This is a genomic window from Nocardia spumae, from assembly GCF_020733635.1.
GTDB classification, from domain to species: Bacteria; Actinomycetota; Actinomycetes; order Mycobacteriales; family Mycobacteriaceae; genus Nocardia; species Nocardia spumae.
Genome location: NZ_JAJFZL010000004.1, coordinates 1 through 19,307, shown reverse-complemented (window position 1 = coordinate 19,307; position 19,307 = coordinate 1). Strand labels below are relative to the sequence as shown.

Below are 19,307 nucleotides of genomic sequence, written 5' to 3'. Positions count from 1 at the left end.
TCTGGGTCGGTACGCCAATGTACGCAGACGTTTGTGCGGTCAAAGTAACGACGGTTCATGTCCGAGTCCGATGGGCCTCACCCACCCTGTGACACCGTAATGACGCTCAGGGCTTTGGGTCCCACGGTAGCCCTGGCGAGACAGTAGATCACGACGTTGATGATGAAGAGCTATCGCGCTATTTGCGTGCGAGAGCTGATGACGAAGACGCGGTTTACGTGCGTATTTCGTGTTGGCATCCGTGGGTAGATGTCAGGCTTCGTGAGCCCTGCTGCGTACTCTCTGCGTCCCACTAGGCGTGCCCTGGGGAGATGCACCCGGTGCCAGCGTGCCGCACCGTCCACTCAGCCCACTTCGCAGGCGGGGGCTGCTGATGACTCCGTTTCGAACGGCCGTCAAAGTTGATGGCGGCCGTTCGAACCCGCGTCTAGAATTCCTCAGCGTTACCATCCTCTGCTTCTTCGTCAATTTGGGAAGCTGTATCCCAGGCCGCCGGCCCCCTCGCCTCGATCTCAACCACCTTCGCGAGATACGCCTCGGTACGCCCTTTGCAGATGCGAGCTTCATCTGAAATACAGCATCTCCGGAATTTGCAATTCGATGCTCATTCTTCAGCAGCAATTCATTCGCCTCATCCTCCCATCCAAGCTCTTCAAAAACACGCAGTTGCCACCACAGGTCGTCATACGCGAATGAAATCTTTGAGCGCCAGGGATGAATAGGTCATCGGCCAGATTTGCTCAACAAATTCTTAATATAGTATGCCAGCTGTAAAATAGTTATCGGCAATCAGCGCCTCCCGAATACCCCCCAGGAGCACCTCGGCGGATCTTTGTACACGCCCTACTTCCGCAAGCACTCCAGCCTTAGTGCTCCAATATCACTAACCTCCTCGACTGCCGATCCTGAACATCCTCGGGAAGCATTTTCCGCAATTCCCTGGACGTTCCTTATTAGAACTTGATAAAATGGACTTGGATCATTTTCTAGTGCACCGCTCGACATACTTATCCCTCAGATGTTCATCGCCAGATTGGCTATACAATCGCGCCACCGCGAGCCAATCCTCTTGTTCCCGAGCAACTCCCTTCCAGCTTTGCAAGTATTTCCCGCAGCTTCAACTCATCGACCGCTCTTCAGGCTTTCCTTCCGCATAGGAACGAACCCGAACGATACGCGCGCACACGGCTCAAGCCAATGCCGGCGATACAGAGCTACTTGATCAGAATCTAGCTTGCGGTCAAACCCGCCTTGAATCTGAGTCTCACGGTGACAATCGAAGCATAGGACAGCAAGGTTTCCGAAATCATTATTACTTGGATTATCATCAATATGATGAATTTGCACCGGCTTCTTGTTTCGACACACACAGCACGTTCGGTCCGACATCGAACAATACGCGAGCAGCGACCTCAGGAGGATGCGGAATGCGCAACTTCTTCGCAGGCATCTGGCCGTAACTTCTTCTTTCAAAATGCCCCGTGGGGCCCCCCAGCAACGAATGTGCCCTTGCGGGCGAGTTAGGCAAGGAAGCACACCAGTAAATGACGCTCGGTAGACGAGACCGCTAAGGGGGGCGGCCACGTGACCGAAGCTCTAACCGAGAAAGATGCTGCATCTCACCGGTCAGGCACACGACCGAAACCCACCAGCAGCACCATAGGTGGCTCGAGATCTCCCGTCACAAGCAGTACACCATCGAGGCGAGACACGCCGAAGCGATCCCAACTGCGACGGATCGGCATTTGCGGTGGCGAGCTGGTGTTGGCTCGGTAGGCATGACCTAGGGATTTTGGGCGGCAACGTTGGGCGAAGAGGGCACCGCTGCGCAGCGTTGCGTACTCACTGCGTACCGATACCGCTGGGCTGAGATCTGGTCTCCTGCTCCGGAGGCAGCCCCGGAGCATTTTCCCGGGTTTGACCTTGGGTTTGGATGTATCCCGAGCGTTGGGTTGCGTCCGCCAGAGTCCGGGAGATCCGAGTGAGTTGTGACATCGTGGTGACATCAATGTCCTGCCTCACCGGGGCTGAACTTCGCATCCCCGGTGACTTCCCTTGCCCTGCTTCCTCATACTGGCCGCTCTGTACTGAGTGGCGGCCTAGTCAATGGGGCCGAAGGCATCACGCAGTGACGCGAAGCGCCATTTACTCGGCCGTGGCGAAGTCAGACAATCGAGCCATGAGGAGGCTGGGCCACTCGTCGGCTCCTGTCTGCCCGATGGTTCGACGCCGAAGTCGACCAGGGCGATCACCGTTTATTCCGGGCTGGATGTCGGAGGTGTCTGATAATAAGTGTTCAGCGGCCGTTCGCCACTTCCGGCCGGTAGCCGCAGGAGGGTCGACGGTGTCGATGGAGATTGAGGGTGACGGATCTTGGCCGTACGGCGATCGCCCTGACGCAGACTGGACGAAAGCGTTCACCGACGAGTTGCAGCGCATCACTGTGCTCGCACCGTCCGAACCGAATCCGGACGGCACGGTCCCCCTAGGTGATTCCGACAAGATGCTGCTGCGCCAGGAAATCGTCAGCCTGATGAAACGCGCTCACACCGGTTCTGTACGTCAGCAGGAGTTCCAAGAGGTTCGGTCTGGAGACGTGGTCGTGGAGTTGAAGCATCCGCGTCCCGGCAACCTCGGGGGATGGCACTACCGGGTCTACACCGGCGTACCCAAACATCCTGACCATACGTATTTGGTCTGGCTCGGAGCTGGGCGTAAGCCGGACAGTGAGTTTGATCCGGAAGGGTGGGGTGAGCTGCAAACCGGCCAGATAGAGACCTCCCACTGCCGATTCAAGGTGTGGCTTGCCTCCCGATATGCTGACAGAACGTGATGTTGCGGTTAACCTCAACATATGAGCACGTTCGACGATCTCGAGAGGGCTTTGGGGATCGATACGTCGGACCCCGAGGAGGCGCTCGCCCGCGACTTGGTCGAGGCAGACCACGACATGCTTGAAGCACTGGTGCACATCCGCAAGTCTGTGGCCAAGATGTCAGGCGCGGAGGTGGCAGACAGGATGGGCCGCCATCGGTCCGTCGTCACAAACTTCGAGAAGCTGACGGCAGATCCGCATCTGTCAACGATTCGGCGGTATGCGCACGCCATCGGGGCGCGGGTCACTCACCACGTCGAGTGGGTGGATCCGAAGGGCAACGGAACGGGTGCAGCGGCGGAAGCCCCTCCAGAGACTGTTGGCGCTCCGGGTTTGAAAAAGCAACTCTCCGACATTCAGTCAGTGCTAAACGCGATGCTGGGTGAGGGGCGATCACTACCACCTGCCGCGGCAAAGCCCTGTCGACTGGGCGTCAGTGCCCTAGACACGCATCGATATCGCGTTTCCCACCGCCGTCGCGCGATATTCTCGATCGCCATGTCGTTCATGCATCATTCATGCATCCTCCCCCTGATCTCCGACGCTGTTGGGCGGGTACGTGAAGATTACGGTGATCACTGCGGATTCCGCCAGCGGGATCCAGTGGCAAAGTCCATCCTCGGTTTGGAATGGTCGTGTGCCGTCACCCGACACCCCCGATGTCAGTAGTCAATCGTGACGATCCGGACACAGCAGACGAACTGCTCACACGTTCATATTGGTTGCGGAGCTGATCGATGCGAACGACGAGCCGGCCACCTTCGGCAGATCAGCTGAACCACTGCGGGCAATACATAGAGCCACCGCCGACGAACCGTCTGAACGCAGGATGCTTGCGTTCAATGTACGCCGGTAATACCGCTGTCACCGGGACGGTACAGCTGGCGAGTCACGGATAGCGACGGCAAGGAATACGGGCGTACTGGGTTTGAAGTCCGGCCCAACGGCGATACCGGACCGGCCGCGTAGCCGAACCTGACTTGCTTCTATCTACAGATATAAGGCGAATTCGGCAGCGACCCAACGTAAACTGCTGGCGGAAACCCGGTGCGGACGGAAGGGACCCGTCCGCACCGGGTGACCGGAGGTCCCGGTCGTGACCAGCACCGGCGGATCGGCCGGATCGTCGTCGTTGGCGGACTCGCTACGCGGCGCTGCCGGTGGCCGAAGGCGTGGGAAGGGCCGATGGCCCCCTCCGGGGTCACTTGGTAGGGCGGCTGCGGGATAGTATGCGTCGGCGCGGCCTGGTTGGTGAGGTCCTGCGCGTGGTGCGGGTGGCAGCGTAGGTGGTCCGTCCGAACCGGGGCTTCGGGTGGATTTCGGTGGGCGAGGGACGTCGCAAACCGCGGATTCCGCAGACGTTAATTGGTTGTGCCTCATCGGGAGTCTTCCTCGTTGCTGTGGTCGAATCTGGGCTTGTCCAGACCACCGGTGTGGGGTGCGGAAAAGGGTGGGCGAAGCCCATCACGAAGTGACGCGTAGCGCCCTTTGGAGTGCCCTGCGCCGGTGGTATGCCTTCGGCAGATCGTCCATAGCAATGCGGAAGGATCGGTGGGCGCCGGGAACGTACTGGTGTGGAATCCGAACTGCGTCGGCACCGGCACCGAGATCCTGGTGAGCTTCCTGGGAGTATCCGGCTACCGAGGGCGACCACAGCCGGTCGACTGAGCTGGTGGCCGGCCGATTCGGTCGCCTCGGCTGCGGGAGGCCCGGCCGTGGTACTGGCAGACGTCGCGCCCAGCACTGCCACGTCGTTGCATAAGTGGCCAGAAGGGGAAGTCGGCGTTCTACCACGTCGCCAGAGCGGCGCCGACGCGCCCGACGCGCCGCGAGCGGCGTCCTTTCAGCGAGCGGTTGCGCGGGCTGCCGCGTGGCGGCGCCGCTCGGGCGCGCGCCAGCGCCGCCCTTGATCTCTATAGCCAAATTCGGCAACGACCTATGCAGGTGAGTGCATTTGCTCGCCGAGAAGGTCTGTCCGCGGACAGACTTGGAGCATGGCTGAGCTTGCGCTGACGGCGGACCGTCGTGAAGAACTGGCGGGTTGTTAGGGGACGAACAGCGTCTTCGGGCCGAGTATCCGAAGGTGGCGGAGTACCTCGATACCGCGCCGATGCTGCCGGGACGGGGGACGACCGGGCCGACGCAGCGTTCGATTTGCGGCTCGTGCATTACATGACAGGCGGGCCCTCGATCAGCGCGAACCCATACTGGGACATCGTCGGGCCATCGGTGTCCGAACGTCAGGGGCGCCGGTGGTGGACGGTGGCAGGCCTCGAGGAAGCGCGCGACTGGGATTCGCGCAGACCATCTTGCAGGCCGCCTATGCCTACGCGATTCCGTCGCCGGAGACCGTGGCGTGGATGCATCAATTCTGCAATGGCGTTCGGTAGTCGAGCTCGGAGCTGGCCGCCCGGTTACCTGGGCTTGCGCAGTTGGCGAGCGCATGGTCTGGAGTGTGCGGCGTAGACCTCCGGAACCTGCCGGACCGGTCCGAAAATCCGTCGTTCACTCAGGCCGAAGGCCAAGCGGACGTCTGCTGATCGTGGTTGATCTCGGGGGCAGTTCGCTGCGCGGTCGGGTGGCAGTGCCGATGAGGTCCTGTTTCTGTGTTGGCCGCCTGGATGGGGCAACACGATGGCGTCCGGATGCACTGGCGGCCTTCGAGGCGAACGGCGGTCGCCGGTTGGTCTACATCGGTGAGCCGAAAGGCGGAAAGACCGGCGATGAAGCCTTTTTCGATGCGCTGGACTCGCGATGGAAGATCGAATCAGAGGATTCGGGATTCATCTCTTGGTGGGAATCTCGCCGATCGGGCTCAGGGCTGGGTCGTCAATAAAAGAGCCGCCGGTCATCCATAGTCGGATGACCGCGGCCGCGCAGAGCTTTATTTCTCGGTAGCCGCTTCAAGTTTCCGGTTTCAGGTTCATGCGGAAAACAAATGCGTATAGCGATCCTCGGGTAGGACACATCCGAGACCATAATTACTCGTCCTGTCGCGGTGATGTAGCGCTGGTGGACCGGTCTTCACGAGTCGCCGGGGGTGGTCTTCAACCTCTCCGCGTGTGACGGCACCGGGATGCTGTCCCGCCACCGTTTCCTCATGGGTGGCAGCGTCGGACGTGTCCGCTACGTCGACGGGCTGGTTAGCTGTCAGACACGGAAATCGGCCGGGCCATCTTCGCTGGCGCGGGTGACGACGTGGGTGATCTCTTCGCCGACTGCTACGCCAAGGGCATCGGCAATGCTTCTGTGCCGACACCTTCTCCGTTGCCCGGTCGATCTGAACACGTGCTGTCGGACTCGTTCGCGAACGTCACTTCCGGGTCCTCCATCTGACGTTCGGGCGAGATCCGGATCAGGTCGGCCGATCCGATACGAACACTCCGCGCCTGCGCACAGACCGGACGAGCCCTTGGCTCTGAAGGAGCTCGAGTGCCTTCCGAACCACGATGTCGGAGACATTGTTGCGCGCCGCGATTTCCGAATAGCTCGGCAGTTGAGTTCCGGGCGGCAATTCTCCGCCGCGAATTCGGCGAGCATATTCGCCCAGCGATGGAGACGTAGGCAGGTTCCGCCATGAGGTCATTCCCTTCATTCGAAATCACTAGCGCGTAGGACGGGGGACTAGTATAGCGCACTTCGTATCGTTAAACCGTATCGCACTGGGTATCGCGCGAAATTTCCAGGTATTCGAATCCGGTTGCCCGTAGCGACTAACCCTCCATTCAGCCCATCGGCCGAACGATCGGAGGGACGGCGCTCCGGCCAGTACGCAACGCGCAATACACCCACAGCCGTCAGAGCTGGACCACGAAAGCAGTCCGAGGGTGTCCCAACGCGTTCACCCCCGCCGTCCACGTCCTGCGGCATCGCCTATCGAGCGAACACAGGTTCGAGTAGGTCGGCTTCGACATCGGCTGAAGCCCTTAGGTTGTCAGGGTTAGCGGGGCCAGGTGGCTTGCCGTAGGGACGATCACCGCATCGACGTCGGCCGCGCGGACCTGAGCAGGGCAACGGCACAACGAACTCGCCGGCAAATGAGGCGGCATAGCCCAGAGCCTCGCCAGGCGCTGGACCTGGCACGAGCCAGTCTGGCGGCGACGGGGACATCGGGGTCGATGCCACGGCGAGAGGGCCGTAGGGCGGAACCTCATTGCGCACGGACCTTCTTGGTCCGTGATGCGCGCGTGTCGAGCGTCGCAGCAAGCTCTCGACCGGTCGGCGATAGCGTCTTACATCGCTCAGCGTATACGAAGATACGTATACGGACAAGACAGTTTTCGCCGCGCTGACCAGCGAGGTTTGACCTTTCTCGCCTTCTATACCAAATTCCTTGTGCGTATACGCAACTACGTATACGATGAATCCAGCGCCGCTACCGAGTGAGGCGAGATTCGAATGAACCCAGACGCAAAGGAGATTCAGTCATGGGCGCTCAAAGATCTGCTTTTCAACGTCGCGTTCAACGAAGCCTTCGAGAAGGGCCTCGTCCTGGGTCGCGGAGATCGAGCCGGACACCGAGTACAACCAGAACCGCAACGCTCCGGCTCGTCAGAAGGTCGACCGGTGGACGGGTCTGCGGCAGGTGGGAAGGGCCACCGCCACCAACCCGCCGAGACAACCCGAAGAAGTCGAGCATTCAGGGGATCTTCCTGGCCGACGTGGCTCCGGTGCCCTCGACTCCGGAGGTGCTGCCCGGCATGCGCTCGATCGTGCGCGAGAACGTGACCCTTCAACCGAAGGTCACCGGTCAGGGCGAGTCAAGACCCTGGGCTGGACGGTGCGGGCTACCGGCATCGCGGGCGACAACTCCGGCGCCAAAGTCCCCGCGGCCGATCCGGGGTGCGACCGTCCGGCGCGTGGCGACGCGAAGGCTGCGTGAATCGCCGTGTCCGTTCATCAGCGCACACATCAGCAAGTTCGATGGCACCGAGGCCGAGTACGGCCCGGCGCGCGACAACCGCCATCGGGGCCGATCCGGGCCTCGGTGAGCGTGGAGATGAACCACGAGAGGCCATCGGGTATGCGCGGCTGTATCTGTCGCTCGAGGAGCCGCACCCATCGCTGAGGCAGCTGCCGCAGATCCTGATAGCACGACGGTGGCGGAGCGGGCTGGCAGCGGAGAAGGCTGCCTGATGTTCACGCCTGAGCGGGGAATGCGTGCGGCGCGGGTGTTCGCGGTCCTGGTGATCGTGGGCGTCGGCGCTGCCGCGTTCCGGCTGTCGTTCGCCACGCTGCGGGATCTGGCCAAACTGGCGCATATTCCGGCGTCGGATGCGTGGCTGTTCCCACTGATCATCGACGGCACCATCGTTCAGGCCACCGCCGGCGCTTTGGTCCTGGCCAAATCCGCCGAACGAAGGTTCTTCACCTGGGTTCTGGTGGTCGGGGCGCTGGTGTCGGTGGCGGGCAACAGCATCCACGCCGTAGCCGCCGGCAAAGAGCTACCCGCGTGGCTGTGCGCGATCGTCGCGGCCATCGCCCCGATATCGCTGCTCGTGGACACCCACGGCCTGGCAGTGCTGTTCCGTGCCGCCCAACATGATTCGGCTCCCGCCGCTGCGGTGGCCGAGTTCGAACAGGATGCTCCCGCCGCTGCCGAAGACGACCGCGAAACTGTGGAGCCCGAACCTGCCGCGCCTGCCCCGATGGTGCCTTCTGTGCCTGCGGTGGCTGTGGCGCAACCGATTCCTGTTTCTCGACCCGCGCAGCCGTTGCTGCCGGTGTCCGTCCCGATCGGGAGCTGATCTGTCATGGAAACCACTGGCGCTGTGACCGTGGGTGCTACCACCCTCGCCGTCACCGCCGCAGCCCTCGGTGTGGCCGGCTTCTTGGCGTTCGGTCCGCGCCACGAGGTGGCTCCGGCCGCTGTCGAACACGCCACCGGCAAACCGGGCTGCGTGATGTTGTGCGACGACGAACCCTCCCTCGTCGCTCCGGATTCCGGCTGCACCATGTTCTGCCACGAGCCGGGCTTGCCTCCGGCCGATGTGCAGGGCTGTCAGCTGCTGTGCGGCCTCGACAACTCGAAGGAGCCCTGGCAATGACCGTCGTCGACATGGTTCCGGTCGCGGCGTCGGCGATAGGGGCGCTGGTGTTCGCGGCACACATCTTGCCGTGGGGCCGCCGCCCCACCACCACGACCGCCGTGAGCCTGGAACGCGAACTGGCCGAGGCACCGGAGATTCTTCGCCCGGCAATCGTGTCGTTCGCCTCCACGGCACACGCACAACTGATGTTTTCCCTGCTCAAGCTCGGCTCGGCCGAGACCGGGTTCCCGCGCGTCGAGTGGTGGGACTACTCCCGCCACGGCCTGACCGTCGACGTGCTGATGCGCGGTGGGCAAACCCTGGCCGACTGGACCAACGACGACACCCGCTCCCGCATCGCTGACCACGTCGGAGTGCAGCAGGTCACCGCGTCCTCGCCTGCTCCGGGCTGGGTGCGGCTGGAACTCCGCGTTCACGACACCCTGGCCGAATCGGTCACCACCGACCCCACCACGGTGGCTGCCGGTGTCGACCTGGAAGCGGTGCCGGTAGGTGTGCGGGAAGACGGGACGCCGTGGCTGCTGCGAATCCTGTACTCGCACATCCTTCTTGCCGGTGCCACCGGCTCGGGTAAGGGCTCGGTGTTGTGGTCGATCCTGGCCGGCCTCGGTCCGGCGATCAAAGCCGGGTTCGTGGATGTGTGGATGGCCGACCCGAAAGGCGGTGTGGAGTTCGGGCGCGGTGAAAACCGGCTGTTCGTCCGCTTCGCTGTCGACGCCTCCACCATCCTCGCCATGCTGCGCGAGGCCGTGACCGAGATGGACGAGCGCCTGGCCCGCATGCGCGCCGCAGGGGTCCGCAAGCTGGTCCCCTCGCCGGATGAACCACTGATCGTGATCGTCATCGATGAGGCCGCGTCGCTGTCCTCGTATGCCGACCGTGACGAGCAAAACGAGTTCCGGCGTCTGACGGGCATGTTGCAGTCCAAGGGCCGTGCCGCTGGTGTCTCGGTGATCGCGGCCTTGCAGGACCCGTCCAAGGAGACGATGCCCAACCGGCAACTGTTCCCGGTCCGCATCGGCCTGCGCCTGGACGAACCGACACAGACCGCGATGGTGCACGGGCAAGGAGCGCGGGACCGGGGCGCGTTGTGCGACAAGATCCCCGAAACCACGCCCGGTGTCGGCTATGTCGGCGAAGACGGCACCACGGAGTTCGTGCGTGTGCGTGCGTTCTGGATCTCCGACGAGCAAGCCGACGCGATCGTGGACATGTATTCCCCGGCAACCGATTTCGCCCCGGCCGCCGATTACAGCGATTTCGACCCCGACGACCTGGGCGACGACATCCCCGGTGACGGCTACACGGGTCCGGTGGCGGCATGAAACGCGGCATGGTCACCGAAAACCACGTGGTCATCTACTGCGACAGCTGCGGCGACCTCTATACCGACGCAGGTGGGCACGCGGTCTGCTTCACCTCCACCCATCACGCCGCCTACTACCTCGCCGCCGGTCGTAACGGCTGGCTCTACGACGGGGACCGCATCACCTGCGACGGCTGCGCCATCACCGCCGAATGCGACCTGCGCGGCCACCGCTTCCCCTCCACGAACACCCTTCGCCGCTGCGACCGCTGTGGCGCCCCCGATGAACAGGAGAACCCGAAATGAGCAAGCGCACCAGTGAATACGCCGACGTCATCGACCTGCACAGCCGTCGCCGCTGCCAGCTCGAAGCCCGCGGACTCGACCCCATCGGCATCGCGGTGAACATCCTCGCCGAAACCGGAGAGGTATTCGGCCACGGCTACGACCCCGACGGAGGGGACTGGGCCGCATGAACACCAAACATGAAGCACCACAAGTGAATCCGATCGTGCAAGCGGCAGCCGATCAGGTGCGAAAGACCAAACGCCGCAAGGTCAAAGACCTCCCGCGCAGGCAGCGCCCCAGTGAGCTGGGGCTGTTCGACGAATCCGAGGTGAAGCAGTGAGCACCACGACCAAAACCACCACCACGGTCCGGACCCGCCGCGACCCGGTAGAGGACCTCGCGACCCTGTTTCTCGCCCTGATCGGCTGGGCGGTGATCGCGGTGTTCCTAGCGGCCTGGTGGGCGCTGCTGTTCCCGATGGTGTCGCTGCCGATCGCTGCGGTGGCCGGCCTTTTCTGGTTCTACGGCTGGCTCCCGGCCCTCGGCATGACAATGGCCTCGGTCGCTGCGCTGGCCCTGTGGCGGGTGAAGGCTCCGGAATCGTTTTCCCGCTGGATCACTCGCCGTGCCCGGTCGCGGTTTCTGTCCTGGTTCCGGTATCGGCGGCAGTGGTCAGCACGGCTGGACGATTGCAGCCTGTCGGCCCGTGACGACCTCGGCGCAGCGGTGAAGATTCCGCGGCTGCTGGGCATCGACATCGGGACGGCCATCGACACCGTGCGAGTCGCGATGCTGCCCGGTCAGTGCCCCGACGACTGGGCCAACCGCGCAAGCCATCTGGCGCATGCGTTCGGGGCGCAGGAATGCCGCGTCAGCATCACCGGCCCGGCTCGCGTGGAACTGGCTTTCCGGCGCGCTGATTCGCTCGCTAAGCCGATTTCTGCCCCATTCGCACACATCCCCGGCGGACTGGGCGGGCTGCCCCGTCAGGAAGGCGGAAACGCCGCGTGAAACCCACCAACCTCGAGGGAGGCCAGACCATGACAGACCAACAGCCTGACACCGATCCGGCCTCCCTCGGCCCTGTCCGGGACACCGCCGCCGATCGCCGCTCAATTCCGAACCTGCACGAGATCGCCCAGGCCGCCGCCGACAAATACGGCGAGTGCCGGCGCCCGATTCCGATGTACACCTATGACCGCGATACCGGGGATACGAAATACGTTGGTGCCCCCTGCAAATCGACGCTGGAAAGTGTGTGCCCCTCGTGCGCGGCCAAGGCTCGCTCCCTTCGGATGCAGCAGGCCCACGAAGGCTGGCACATCGAAACCGAACCCGTCGACATCAAACGCGACCCCACCCAACACCAGTTGGAGCTGGTCGAGACTCGCGCAAGCCTGATGACCAACTACCAGGAAGCCAAGGCGTCCGGCGATCAGGACATGATGGACGGCATCCGTGAAGTGGTCTCGGACGTGGATGCGGATCTGCGCGAAACCGGTGTGCGCGGGCGTCTTCCGGCGCTGGATCCCGAGCCGAAATCGGAGCGCAAACGGTCCACCCGACGCCGCCAGGACGTCCCTGATCTGCCACGCAAGAAGATCGACAAGGCCACGATCGGCCGTCAATACGCGGGCAAGTACCGGCCCTCAATGTTCATCACTCTCACGCTGGACTCCTACGGCAAGATCAACCGCGACGGTGCAACCAACGCGGACGGCAAACCGTGCTCGGACGGATCGGCCGCTGACCCCGATAGCTACGACTACCGACGCGCCGCCCGGGACATCGTGTTCTTCCCGGCGCTGTTCGACCGGTTCGTACAGAACTACCGCCGCGCGACCGGCCGCGACATTCAGTACTTCGCCACGGTAGAGCCACAGAAGCGCGGAGCACCACATATTCACATGGCTGTGCGCGGCACCGACCCCAGGGCGTTGATTCTGCAGATCGCGGCCGCGACCTACCACCAGGTGTGGTGGCCGCACTTCGACCCCGACAACGAGCAGTACACCGATGGGCACATGCCGGTCTGGGACTACACCGCCGGCCGATTCGTCGACCCCGACACCGCCGAGCCCCTACCGACGTGGGACGAAGCCATGGACGTGCTCGATACGGTCGACAACTTCGAACCCGCCCACGTGGTGACCTTCGGCAAACAGATCGACCCGAAAGACATCAAGGGCGTACTCGGGGGCAGTGAGGAAGCATCCCGGCACGTCGGTTACCTGACCAAATACCTCACCAAATCCATCGCTGAAGTGATCGAGCCCCAGACCGCTCGCGCCGCCGACCACTACGACCGGCTCCACGCGGAACTGTGCAAGACACCGTGCTCACCGAACTGCGGTGTCTGGCTGCGCTACGGCATCAATCCGAAGGGGGCCACCGACAAGACCCAGCCGGGCCGTTGCAAGGGCAAAGCCCACCGCCGAGACACCCTCGGCCTGCGCGGTCGTCGTGTCCTGGTCTCGCGCCGCTGGACCGGAAAGACCCTCCCGGATCACAAGGCCGACCGCGCCGAGTTTGTTCGGCAACTTCTCGCCCAGGTCGGCATTCAGAAACCGGATACGTCCCGGCTGATCGTCAAACCGGTCGAGCCGGGAGACAGGAACGTGCCACCTCGCGAGCACCTGGTCATGGCCTCGATCGCTCAACGGATCAAATGGCGCGCTCAATACGAAAACGCTCGCCTGGCAGCGGGACCACCAGGCACACAACAAGTTTCGGCAATCCACAACGCAGCATAGGAGGGGTTTCATGTCCAAGCTTCTGAATGAGGCGGAAGTTCGCAAGCTCATCCCGATCGGGCACAGCAAGTACTACGAACTGATCGGCTCCGGTGAGCTGCGCTCGGTGAAAGTCGGGCGGCGCCGGTTTGTCAGCGAACAGGCGGTGGCCGACTACATCGACGCTCTGGACCAGGCGGCATAGCGTCATGCCCAGACAGCGGATGGCCCCCGGCGAGTGGGGCAAGATCTCCGTCACTCAGGCCGGGCCGGAGAAGTTCACCGCGAGCACCTACGTTCGCGATCAGGACGGGAAGCGCCGCCAGGTCGAGCGCAGTGGGCGAAGCGAAGAAGATGCCCGGCGCAATCTCCAGCGGCACTTGAAAACCCGAACCTCGCCCTCTGCGAGCACGGTGATAACGGAGCGTACGACGCTCGCCGAGCTGTTCGCGTTGTGGATCGCGAGCAAGGAGAAAGCCGGGCTGAAGCGCCAAAGCGTCGACAAATACCAGCGTGCATGGGACAAGCACGGCGCCAAGCAGATCGGTGAACTGCGGGTCCGAGAATTCCCGACCAGTCGCGCTGAAAGCCACCTCGGGATCGTGGCTGAGTCGGCGATGAGTCAGGCCAAGTTTCTCCGGGTGGCACTCACCGGCATGTTCGCGATGGCTGTCCGGCATGACGTGCTGGCGGTCAATCCGCTCCGAGAGACATCGCGTAATACGAGGAAGAAGACGCCGGTGCGTGCCTTGACCGTGGACGAGTTCGCGAGGGTTCGCGCGGCGGTGGTCGCGTACACCCAACGTGAACACGTTTCCGGTCCACGACCAGGACGTCTGTTGCCTCCGTTCGTCGATGTGATGGGCTCGACCGGGTGCCGGCCGAATGAGGTGCTCGGGCTTCGTTGGTCGGATGTCGATCTGCTGTCCGATCCGCCAGTCATGACGGTCGCGGGCACGGTGATCGATCACGGCAAGGTCAAAGGTCAGTCGTTGCGTCGGCAGGATTCTCGGAAGGGCGATGCGCCCGATCACACGGTCGTATTGCCATCGCTGGCTGTCGAAGCGCTGGCTCAGCTGCTCGGTGAAGCGAGCAAGGATCTCGAATCGTTGGAGACTCTCGCGGACAAGCCGGTCTTTCCGAATCGCGACGGCGAGTGGATGAGCCTGAACAACCTTCGGCGGTCTCTGCGTGCTGCACTGCCCGATGACCTGAAGTGGGTCACTCCGTATTCGCTGCGGCGAACCGTGGGAACGGTGATCCGCGACGGCCTCGGAGTCGAGCAGGCACAAGCCCAGCTGTCCCACGCTCAGCTCGCGACGACCGAGCACCACTACGTCGAACGGCGCACGCACGGTCCGGATGTTCGCGAGGTCCTCGACCGGTACGCGAAGGAAAGTACGGATTCGAATATAAGGGGAAAGTGAGGGATTTCACCTCGATGATCTTGGAAGGAAAGAGCCCCCGATCTGCTGATGCAGCTCGGGGGCTCTTTTCTGCGCGCCCGGAGAGACTCGAACTCCCAACCTTCTGATCCGTAGTCAGATGCTCTATCCGTTGAGCTACGGGCGCAGGGTCTTACCGTGTTCAGTTGTGTGCCCGGTTACCCGGGCGTGGCGGAGGCGAGAGGATTTGAACCTCCGGTCCCCGTGAAGGGACAACTCATTAGCAGTGAGTCCCATTCGGCCGCTCTGGCACGCCTCCTGGAGCCTTCTTTCGAGGGCGCCGGTCCTTTCGAACCGCCGAGAGGCAAGAGTACAGAGCAACCCGCCAGTACGCAAAACGGCTGGTCAGCGCAGGTGACTGTCGAACCAGTCGAAGATCCGGGTCTGCGCGTCGATCAGCATTCGCTTCTCTTCCTCGGCGAGCTGCTCGAAGTCGCTCATCTCGAAGCCGGGGTGGTCCGGCCGATGGTGCAGCCCCGGGTAGTTGACCACCAGGGTGGCGACCATGGCCCGGGCCGCCGCGTCCCGGAGTCGCTCGACCTGGTCGGACGGGGTGGCGGGATCGTCGTCGCCGTACAGGCCGAGCCACGGGGCCTGCAATCGGGGCGCGGCGTGCACGAGTGCCGTCGCCTCCGAGGTGAGCGGCTCGACGATGCCGGGCGCGGCGACACTCACGGCGGCACCGATGGGCCGGTTCGTCGCCACCAGCAGGGCCGCGGTGCCGGCGTTGTCGAAACCGAGTACGCCGATGGTGTCGGCGAAGACACCCCGGCCGACCAGCCAGTCGAAACAGGCGTCGAAGTCGGCGAACAGGTCCGCGCCGAACACCTGCTCCGGTACGGCGGTGGCCGTCGCCCCGGCGGGTCCCCCGTCGACAGCCCGCGTCCCCGGCGCGACCCCGTCGAGCCCTCCGGATGCGGCGCCGACGTTCGCCTCCGGACGGTCGAACCGGTGGAACAAATTGGGCGCCACCATGATCCAACCCTCGCCGGACAGCGACTTCATCATATCCAGCAATACATTGGCAAACTCGCGGGATTCATGGAGCACGACGATGCCGCCGCGGGCGTTGCCCTCCGGCTCCATCACCGTGATCGGCACTCGCCCCCCGGCCTCCTGTGGCCGAGTGCCATCCACAACCTGCCCGTTGTCGCGCAATGGTGCCTCGTCTCGATAGATGCCCGACATGAAACCAGGGTAATTCGCGGGCATCACATTCGGGAGAAGTTGCACGTAAGTACCCATTTCCCGGAAAAATTCCGACATACCGCCCAGACGGTTCCGAAGTGCCGGATCGGCGGGAGCGCCCGTCGGACGGCCGCGGGAACGGCCCGGTGCGGCGAACAATTAGGGTGATGGGGTGAGTGCTCGTATTCGTCCGGACCTCGAGTCCATCCCGGCCTACGCTCCAGGTCGCAGCAACCCGGGTGCGGTGAAACTCGCCAGCAACGAGTCCACTGCCGGGCCTCTGCCGAGTGTCGCCAAAGCGATCGCGGAAGCGGCCGAACTCATCAACCGGTATCCGGACAACTCCTCGGGCGAACTTCGAGCAGCCCTCGCCGACTTCCACGGTGTCGAGGTCGCGAATATCGCCATCGGATGCGGCAGCGTCGCGCTGTGCCAGGAACTGGTTCAGATCACCTGTACGTCCCCCGCGGACGAGGTGATGTTCGCGTGGCGCTCGTTCGAGGCCTATCCGATCCTCACCCAGGTCGGCAACGCCACCGCGGTGCCGGTTCCGCTGAACGACGAGTACGCCCACGATCTGGACGCGATGGCGGCCGCGGTCACCGATCGGACCAAGCTGATCTTCGTCTGCAATCCGAACAACCCGACCGGAACCGCCTACGGACGGCGTGACCTGGTCCGCTTCCTGGACGCGATTCCCGAGCACGTGCTGGTCGTGCTCGACGAGGCGTATTACGAATATCTGCGGCTGCCGGCCGACGATCGCGCCGACGGGGTGGAACTCGGCCGCGATCGCCCCAATGTGGTCGCGCTGCGGACCTTCTCGAAGGCCTACGGACTAGCCGGGTTGCGCGTCGGATACGCCGTCGGTCATCCCGATCCGATCACCGCACTGCTCAAGGTGCATGTTCCGTTCAGCGTGAACCGGCTGGCTCAGGCCGCGGCCGTGGCCTGCCTGCAGGCCCGTGGCGAACTGCTCGACCGCACCGATCATGTTGTGGCCGAGCGCGATCGGATGCGGGAAGCGCTGCTGGCGGCCGGGTATCGGGTACCGCCCACCCAGGCCAATTTCGTCTGGCTGCCGCTGGGCGCGGACAGCGCGGACTTCGGCGCGGCCAGCGCCGAGGCCGGAGTTCTGGTGCGGCCCTATGGAACCGACGGCGTGCGGATCACCGCGGGCGATCCACACGAGAACGACCTGTTCCTGGCCTTCGCGACCGCCGCGGAGACCGTCGCGCGCTTCGCCGGCTGAGTCAGCGGGTACCCAGCGCGCCGGCGAGCGTCGGCCAGGCCCGCGGCAACTCGTCCTTCCAATACGGCCACGAGTGCGTGCCGACCTTCTCCAGGTCGACATCGGCCGGAATCTGCATGCGTTCCAGGCGATCGGCCAGGGCCATCGTGCAGGCGTTGGCGCCCGCCTCGAGCGGCCCGCCGAATCCGATCGCGGACGCCGCCTCGGGATTGCCGGGACCATCGTAGGGTCCGGGCATACCGGATCCGGCGGACAGGTAGATCGCAGTTCCGCGCAGGCTATCGGCGTGCATCATCACGTCGTGGGCGAGCCAGTCCGGATCGTCCTGCTTGCCGAACATGTTGTCCGGCTCGCCGCCATAGGTGCGGACCACCGCGCGGGCCTGCGCCTGCCCGATATCCGACCCCATCGCATAACAACCACTGTGGGCCGCGACCGCCCGGTACAGCTGCGGGTGGCGCATGGTCAGCATCATCGCGGCCTCGGCGCCCATCGACACGCCTTCGACGGCGTTGCGGCCGTTGCCCTCGAAGGTCGCGTCCATCAGCGGCGGTAGTTCGCGGGTGAGGAATGTCTCCCACCGGTTGGTGCCGAGCACCGGGTCCGGCTGCTGCCAATCGGTGTAGTAGCCCGCCGGGCCGCCGATGGTGAGCACCACGTTGACGTCCTTGTCGGCGAAGAACTGCACCGCACCGCCGCGTTCGGTCCAATTGTTGTAATCGTTGCTGGCACTGCGGCCGTCGAGCAGATACACCGTCGGGCGGGGACGGCTGCGGTCGGCGGGCAGCAGCACCTCCACCGGCAGCGTGCGCGCCATCGCGGGTGACCGCACGAATACTCGCACCCGGCGGTCGGTGATCTGCTCGACACGATCGACCGACGCGGCACTGGGCGGTGGAGTGTCCACCGACGGAGCCGGTCCCTCTGCCGAGCCGGAATCGGCCGGTGGTGCGGGCGCGGCGGCTGTCAGCGGAGCCGTGCACATCGCCGCACACATCAGGAGTGCGGCGATGGCGACGCCGGGCAGCCGACGCCGTATCCGGCGACGATCCATGGCCGTCATCCTGCCAGAGGCAGAGCGGGGCGTCGAAAACTGGCGAGCGTGGCGCGCTGGCGTATCCGGCCGATTCGGCATCGGCCCACCTCCGCCAGTAGGCTGAGACACCGTTCCGGGCCCGCCCGGAACGAGGTGGGTTGCCCGAGCGGCCTAAGGGAACGGTCTTGAAAACCGTCGTGGTTCACGCCACCGTGGGTTCAAATCCCACACCCACCGCGGGTGCCTCCCGTTTTCCGTGCTCCGCCGCGGTCCTGGTTGCCGCGGGATGGAACAGGCGGTTGGAGGTCACGGCCGACGGCGATTAATTTCGACTCATGTCGACCGGTGTGCGCGAGGGCCAGGTGTTCGAGGACGCCAGGCCGCGTTTGGAAGCGATCGCGTATCGCCTGCTGGGTTCGGCGACCGATGCCGAGGACGCGGTGCAGGATGCGTTCGTACGGTGGCACGCCGCCGATCGCGGTACGTCGAGACGCCCGAGGCGTGGTTGACGAAGGTACTCACCAATATCTGTCTCAACCAGCTCGCGTCGGCACGGGTGAGGCGCGAGGCGTACGTGGGTCAGTGGTTGCCCGAGCCGATCTTGCCGCGGACCCGATGTCCGGCCCGGCCGACACCGTCGAACAACGTGAATCGGTATCGATCGCGATGCTCACCCTGATGGAACGGCTGTCGGCCAGGGAGCGCGTCGTGTACGTGCTACGCGAGGCATTCGGCTACGCGCACAACGAGATCGCCGAAATCGTCGATCTCACCGAGTCCAACTGCTATCAGATCTACCGGCGCGCCAAACAACATATGGCCGACGACCGACCCGCCGCGAGGTCGATGCGGTCTCGGCCCGCAAGGTCGTCGAGGAATTCCTGCCGCGACGCTCAGCGGCAACACCGACTCGCTGGTGCGGCTGCTGACCGACGACGCGGTGAGCGCGGGCGACGGTGGTGGCGTGGTGACGTCGCTGTCCGCATCGGTCACCGGCGCGCTGCGGTGGCGCGATTCCTGCGCCGGCTGTTCGAGCCCACCGAGCACAAGTGGGAGCAGATCGGCGGTCGTGCCTGAGTCTGTTCGCCGCGGGGTGGTCACGGCGTACCCGCGCTGGTGATCGTGGGTCTGCGAG

The 19,307-nt window shown here is 64.0% G+C and carries 18 protein-coding genes and 3 tRNA genes; 16 read left to right on the top strand and 5 right to left on the bottom strand.

Going from position 1 to position 19,307, the window contains the following annotated elements; translation table 11 throughout:
* Positions 1 to 2,344 precede the first annotated feature (2,344 nt).
* Together LKD76_RS31635 and LKD76_RS31630 are read left to right on the top strand one after the other, a co-directional pair.
* Positions 2,345 to 2,833: a hypothetical protein gene (locus tag LKD76_RS31635; RefSeq protein WP_227985587.1), complete on the top strand. Its 489-nt coding sequence runs from the start codon at positions 2,345 to 2,347 to the stop codon at positions 2,831 to 2,833.
* Positions 2,834 to 2,854: 21 nt separating this feature from the next.
* A complete protein-coding gene (locus LKD76_RS31630; protein ID WP_227985622.1) occupies positions 2,855 to 3,544 on the top strand; it encodes a helix-turn-helix domain-containing protein in 690 nt (229 codons plus the stop codon).
* A 2,686-nt stretch (positions 3,545 to 6,230) separates the two neighbouring features.
* Here LKD76_RS31630 and LKD76_RS32410 read toward each other — a convergent pair.
* A complete protein-coding gene (locus LKD76_RS32410) occupies positions 6,231 to 6,461 on the bottom strand; it encodes a winged helix-turn-helix domain-containing protein (protein ID WP_227985624.1) in 231 nt (76 codons plus the stop codon).
* A gap of 1,549 nt (positions 6,462 to 8,010) precedes the next feature.
* Here LKD76_RS32410 and LKD76_RS31620 point away from each other — a divergent pair.
* From LKD76_RS31620 to LKD76_RS31575, 10 genes are read left to right on the top strand one after another with little or no spacing between them, the layout of a single operon-like run.
* Complete coding sequence (locus LKD76_RS31620) at positions 8,011 to 8,622, top strand: DUF2637 domain-containing protein (protein WP_227985621.1); 612 nt, start codon at positions 8,011 to 8,013, stop codon at positions 8,620 to 8,622.
* Between the two features lie 24 nt (positions 8,623 to 8,646).
* A complete protein-coding gene (locus LKD76_RS31615) occupies positions 8,647 to 8,922 on the top strand; it encodes a hypothetical protein (protein ID WP_227985620.1) in 276 nt (91 codons plus the stop codon).
* Positions 8,919 to 10,250 carry an FtsK/SpoIIIE domain-containing protein gene (locus LKD76_RS31610; protein ID WP_227985619.1) on the top strand — a complete coding sequence of 444 codons (1,332 nt, stop codon included), beginning with the start codon at positions 8,919 to 8,921 and terminating at the stop codon, positions 10,248 to 10,250. Before LKD76_RS31615 ends, LKD76_RS31610 begins: the two co-directional genes overlap by 4 nt.
* Complete coding sequence (locus tag LKD76_RS31605) at positions 10,247 to 10,537, top strand: hypothetical protein (protein WP_227985618.1); 291 nt, start codon at positions 10,247 to 10,249, stop codon at positions 10,535 to 10,537. The genes LKD76_RS31610 and LKD76_RS31605 overlap by 4 nt, the downstream gene beginning before the upstream one ends.
* Positions 10,534 to 10,707 (top strand): hypothetical protein, encoded by a 174-nt coding sequence (locus LKD76_RS31600; RefSeq protein ID WP_156769674.1) that lies wholly within the window; start codon positions 10,534 to 10,536, stop codon positions 10,705 to 10,707. The genes LKD76_RS31605 and LKD76_RS31600 overlap by 4 nt, the downstream gene beginning before the upstream one ends.
* Positions 10,704 to 10,859: a hypothetical protein gene (locus LKD76_RS31595; RefSeq protein WP_227985617.1), complete on the top strand. Its 156-nt coding sequence runs from the start codon at positions 10,704 to 10,706 to the stop codon at positions 10,857 to 10,859. The genes LKD76_RS31600 and LKD76_RS31595 overlap by 4 nt, the downstream gene beginning before the upstream one ends.
* Complete coding sequence (locus LKD76_RS31590) at positions 10,856 to 11,530, top strand: hypothetical protein (RefSeq protein WP_227985616.1); 675 nt, start codon at positions 10,856 to 10,858, stop codon at positions 11,528 to 11,530. The genes LKD76_RS31595 and LKD76_RS31590 overlap by 4 nt, the downstream gene beginning before the upstream one ends.
* 29 nt (positions 11,531 to 11,559) lie before the next feature.
* A complete protein-coding gene (locus LKD76_RS31585; protein ID WP_227985623.1) occupies positions 11,560 to 13,272 on the top strand; it encodes a replication initiator in 1,713 nt (570 codons plus the stop codon).
* A 10-nt stretch (positions 13,273 to 13,282) separates the two neighbouring features.
* Positions 13,283 to 13,456 carry a helix-turn-helix domain-containing protein gene (locus LKD76_RS31580; RefSeq protein ID WP_104393914.1) on the top strand — a complete coding sequence of 58 codons (174 nt, stop codon included), beginning with the start codon at positions 13,283 to 13,285 and terminating at the stop codon, positions 13,454 to 13,456.
* A gap of 4 nt (positions 13,457 to 13,460) precedes the next feature.
* A complete protein-coding gene (locus LKD76_RS31575; protein ID WP_227985615.1) occupies positions 13,461 to 14,678 on the top strand; it encodes a site-specific integrase in 1,218 nt (405 codons plus the stop codon).
* A gap of 72 nt (positions 14,679 to 14,750) precedes the next feature.
* On the opposite strand, the gene LKD76_RS31570 is transcribed toward LKD76_RS31575, so the two are convergent.
* The 3 genes from LKD76_RS31570 to LKD76_RS31560 form a co-directional block, all read right to left on the bottom strand.
* A tRNA-Arg gene (locus tag LKD76_RS31570) sits at positions 14,751 to 14,823 on the bottom strand.
* A gap of 42 nt (positions 14,824 to 14,865) precedes the next feature.
* A tRNA-Ser gene (locus LKD76_RS31565) sits at positions 14,866 to 14,955 on the bottom strand.
* Between the two features lie 86 nt (positions 14,956 to 15,041).
* The gene (locus tag LKD76_RS31560; RefSeq protein WP_227978849.1) at positions 15,042 to 15,884 is read right to left on the bottom strand and encodes a dienelactone hydrolase family protein; all 843 of its coding nucleotides are present in this window, start codon (positions 15,882 to 15,884) and stop codon (positions 15,042 to 15,044) included.
* A gap of 172 nt (positions 15,885 to 16,056) precedes the next feature.
* On the opposite strand from LKD76_RS31560, the gene hisC reads away from it, so the two are divergent.
* Positions 16,057 to 17,136, top strand: coding sequence for a histidinol-phosphate transaminase (gene hisC / locus LKD76_RS31555; protein WP_227978850.1), 1,080 nt, complete (start codon positions 16,057 to 16,059; stop codon positions 17,134 to 17,136).
* Between the two features lies 1 nt (position 17,137).
* Here hisC and LKD76_RS31550 read toward each other — a convergent pair whose 3' ends face one another.
* Positions 17,138 to 18,133 carry an alpha/beta hydrolase gene (locus LKD76_RS31550; protein ID WP_372465957.1) on the bottom strand — a complete coding sequence of 332 codons (996 nt, stop codon included), beginning with the start codon at positions 18,131 to 18,133 and terminating at the stop codon, positions 17,138 to 17,140.
* 191 nt (positions 18,134 to 18,324) lie between these two features.
* Here LKD76_RS31550 and LKD76_RS31545 point away from each other — a divergent pair.
* The 3 genes from LKD76_RS31545 (at position 18,325) to LKD76_RS32250 (ending at position 19,249) form a co-directional block, all read left to right on the top strand.
* Positions 18,325 to 18,409 (top strand) — tRNA-Ser (locus tag LKD76_RS31545).
* 98 nt (positions 18,410 to 18,507) lie between these two features.
* Complete coding sequence (locus LKD76_RS32255) at positions 18,508 to 18,681, top strand: sigma factor (RefSeq protein WP_308188915.1); 174 nt, start codon at positions 18,508 to 18,510, stop codon at positions 18,679 to 18,681.
* 106 nt (positions 18,682 to 18,787) lie between these two features.
* Entirely contained in the window at positions 18,788 to 19,249 is a 462-nt protein-coding gene (locus tag LKD76_RS32250) for a sigma factor-like helix-turn-helix DNA-binding protein (protein WP_308188914.1), read from the top strand.
* Positions 19,250 to 19,307 lie beyond the last annotated feature (58 nt).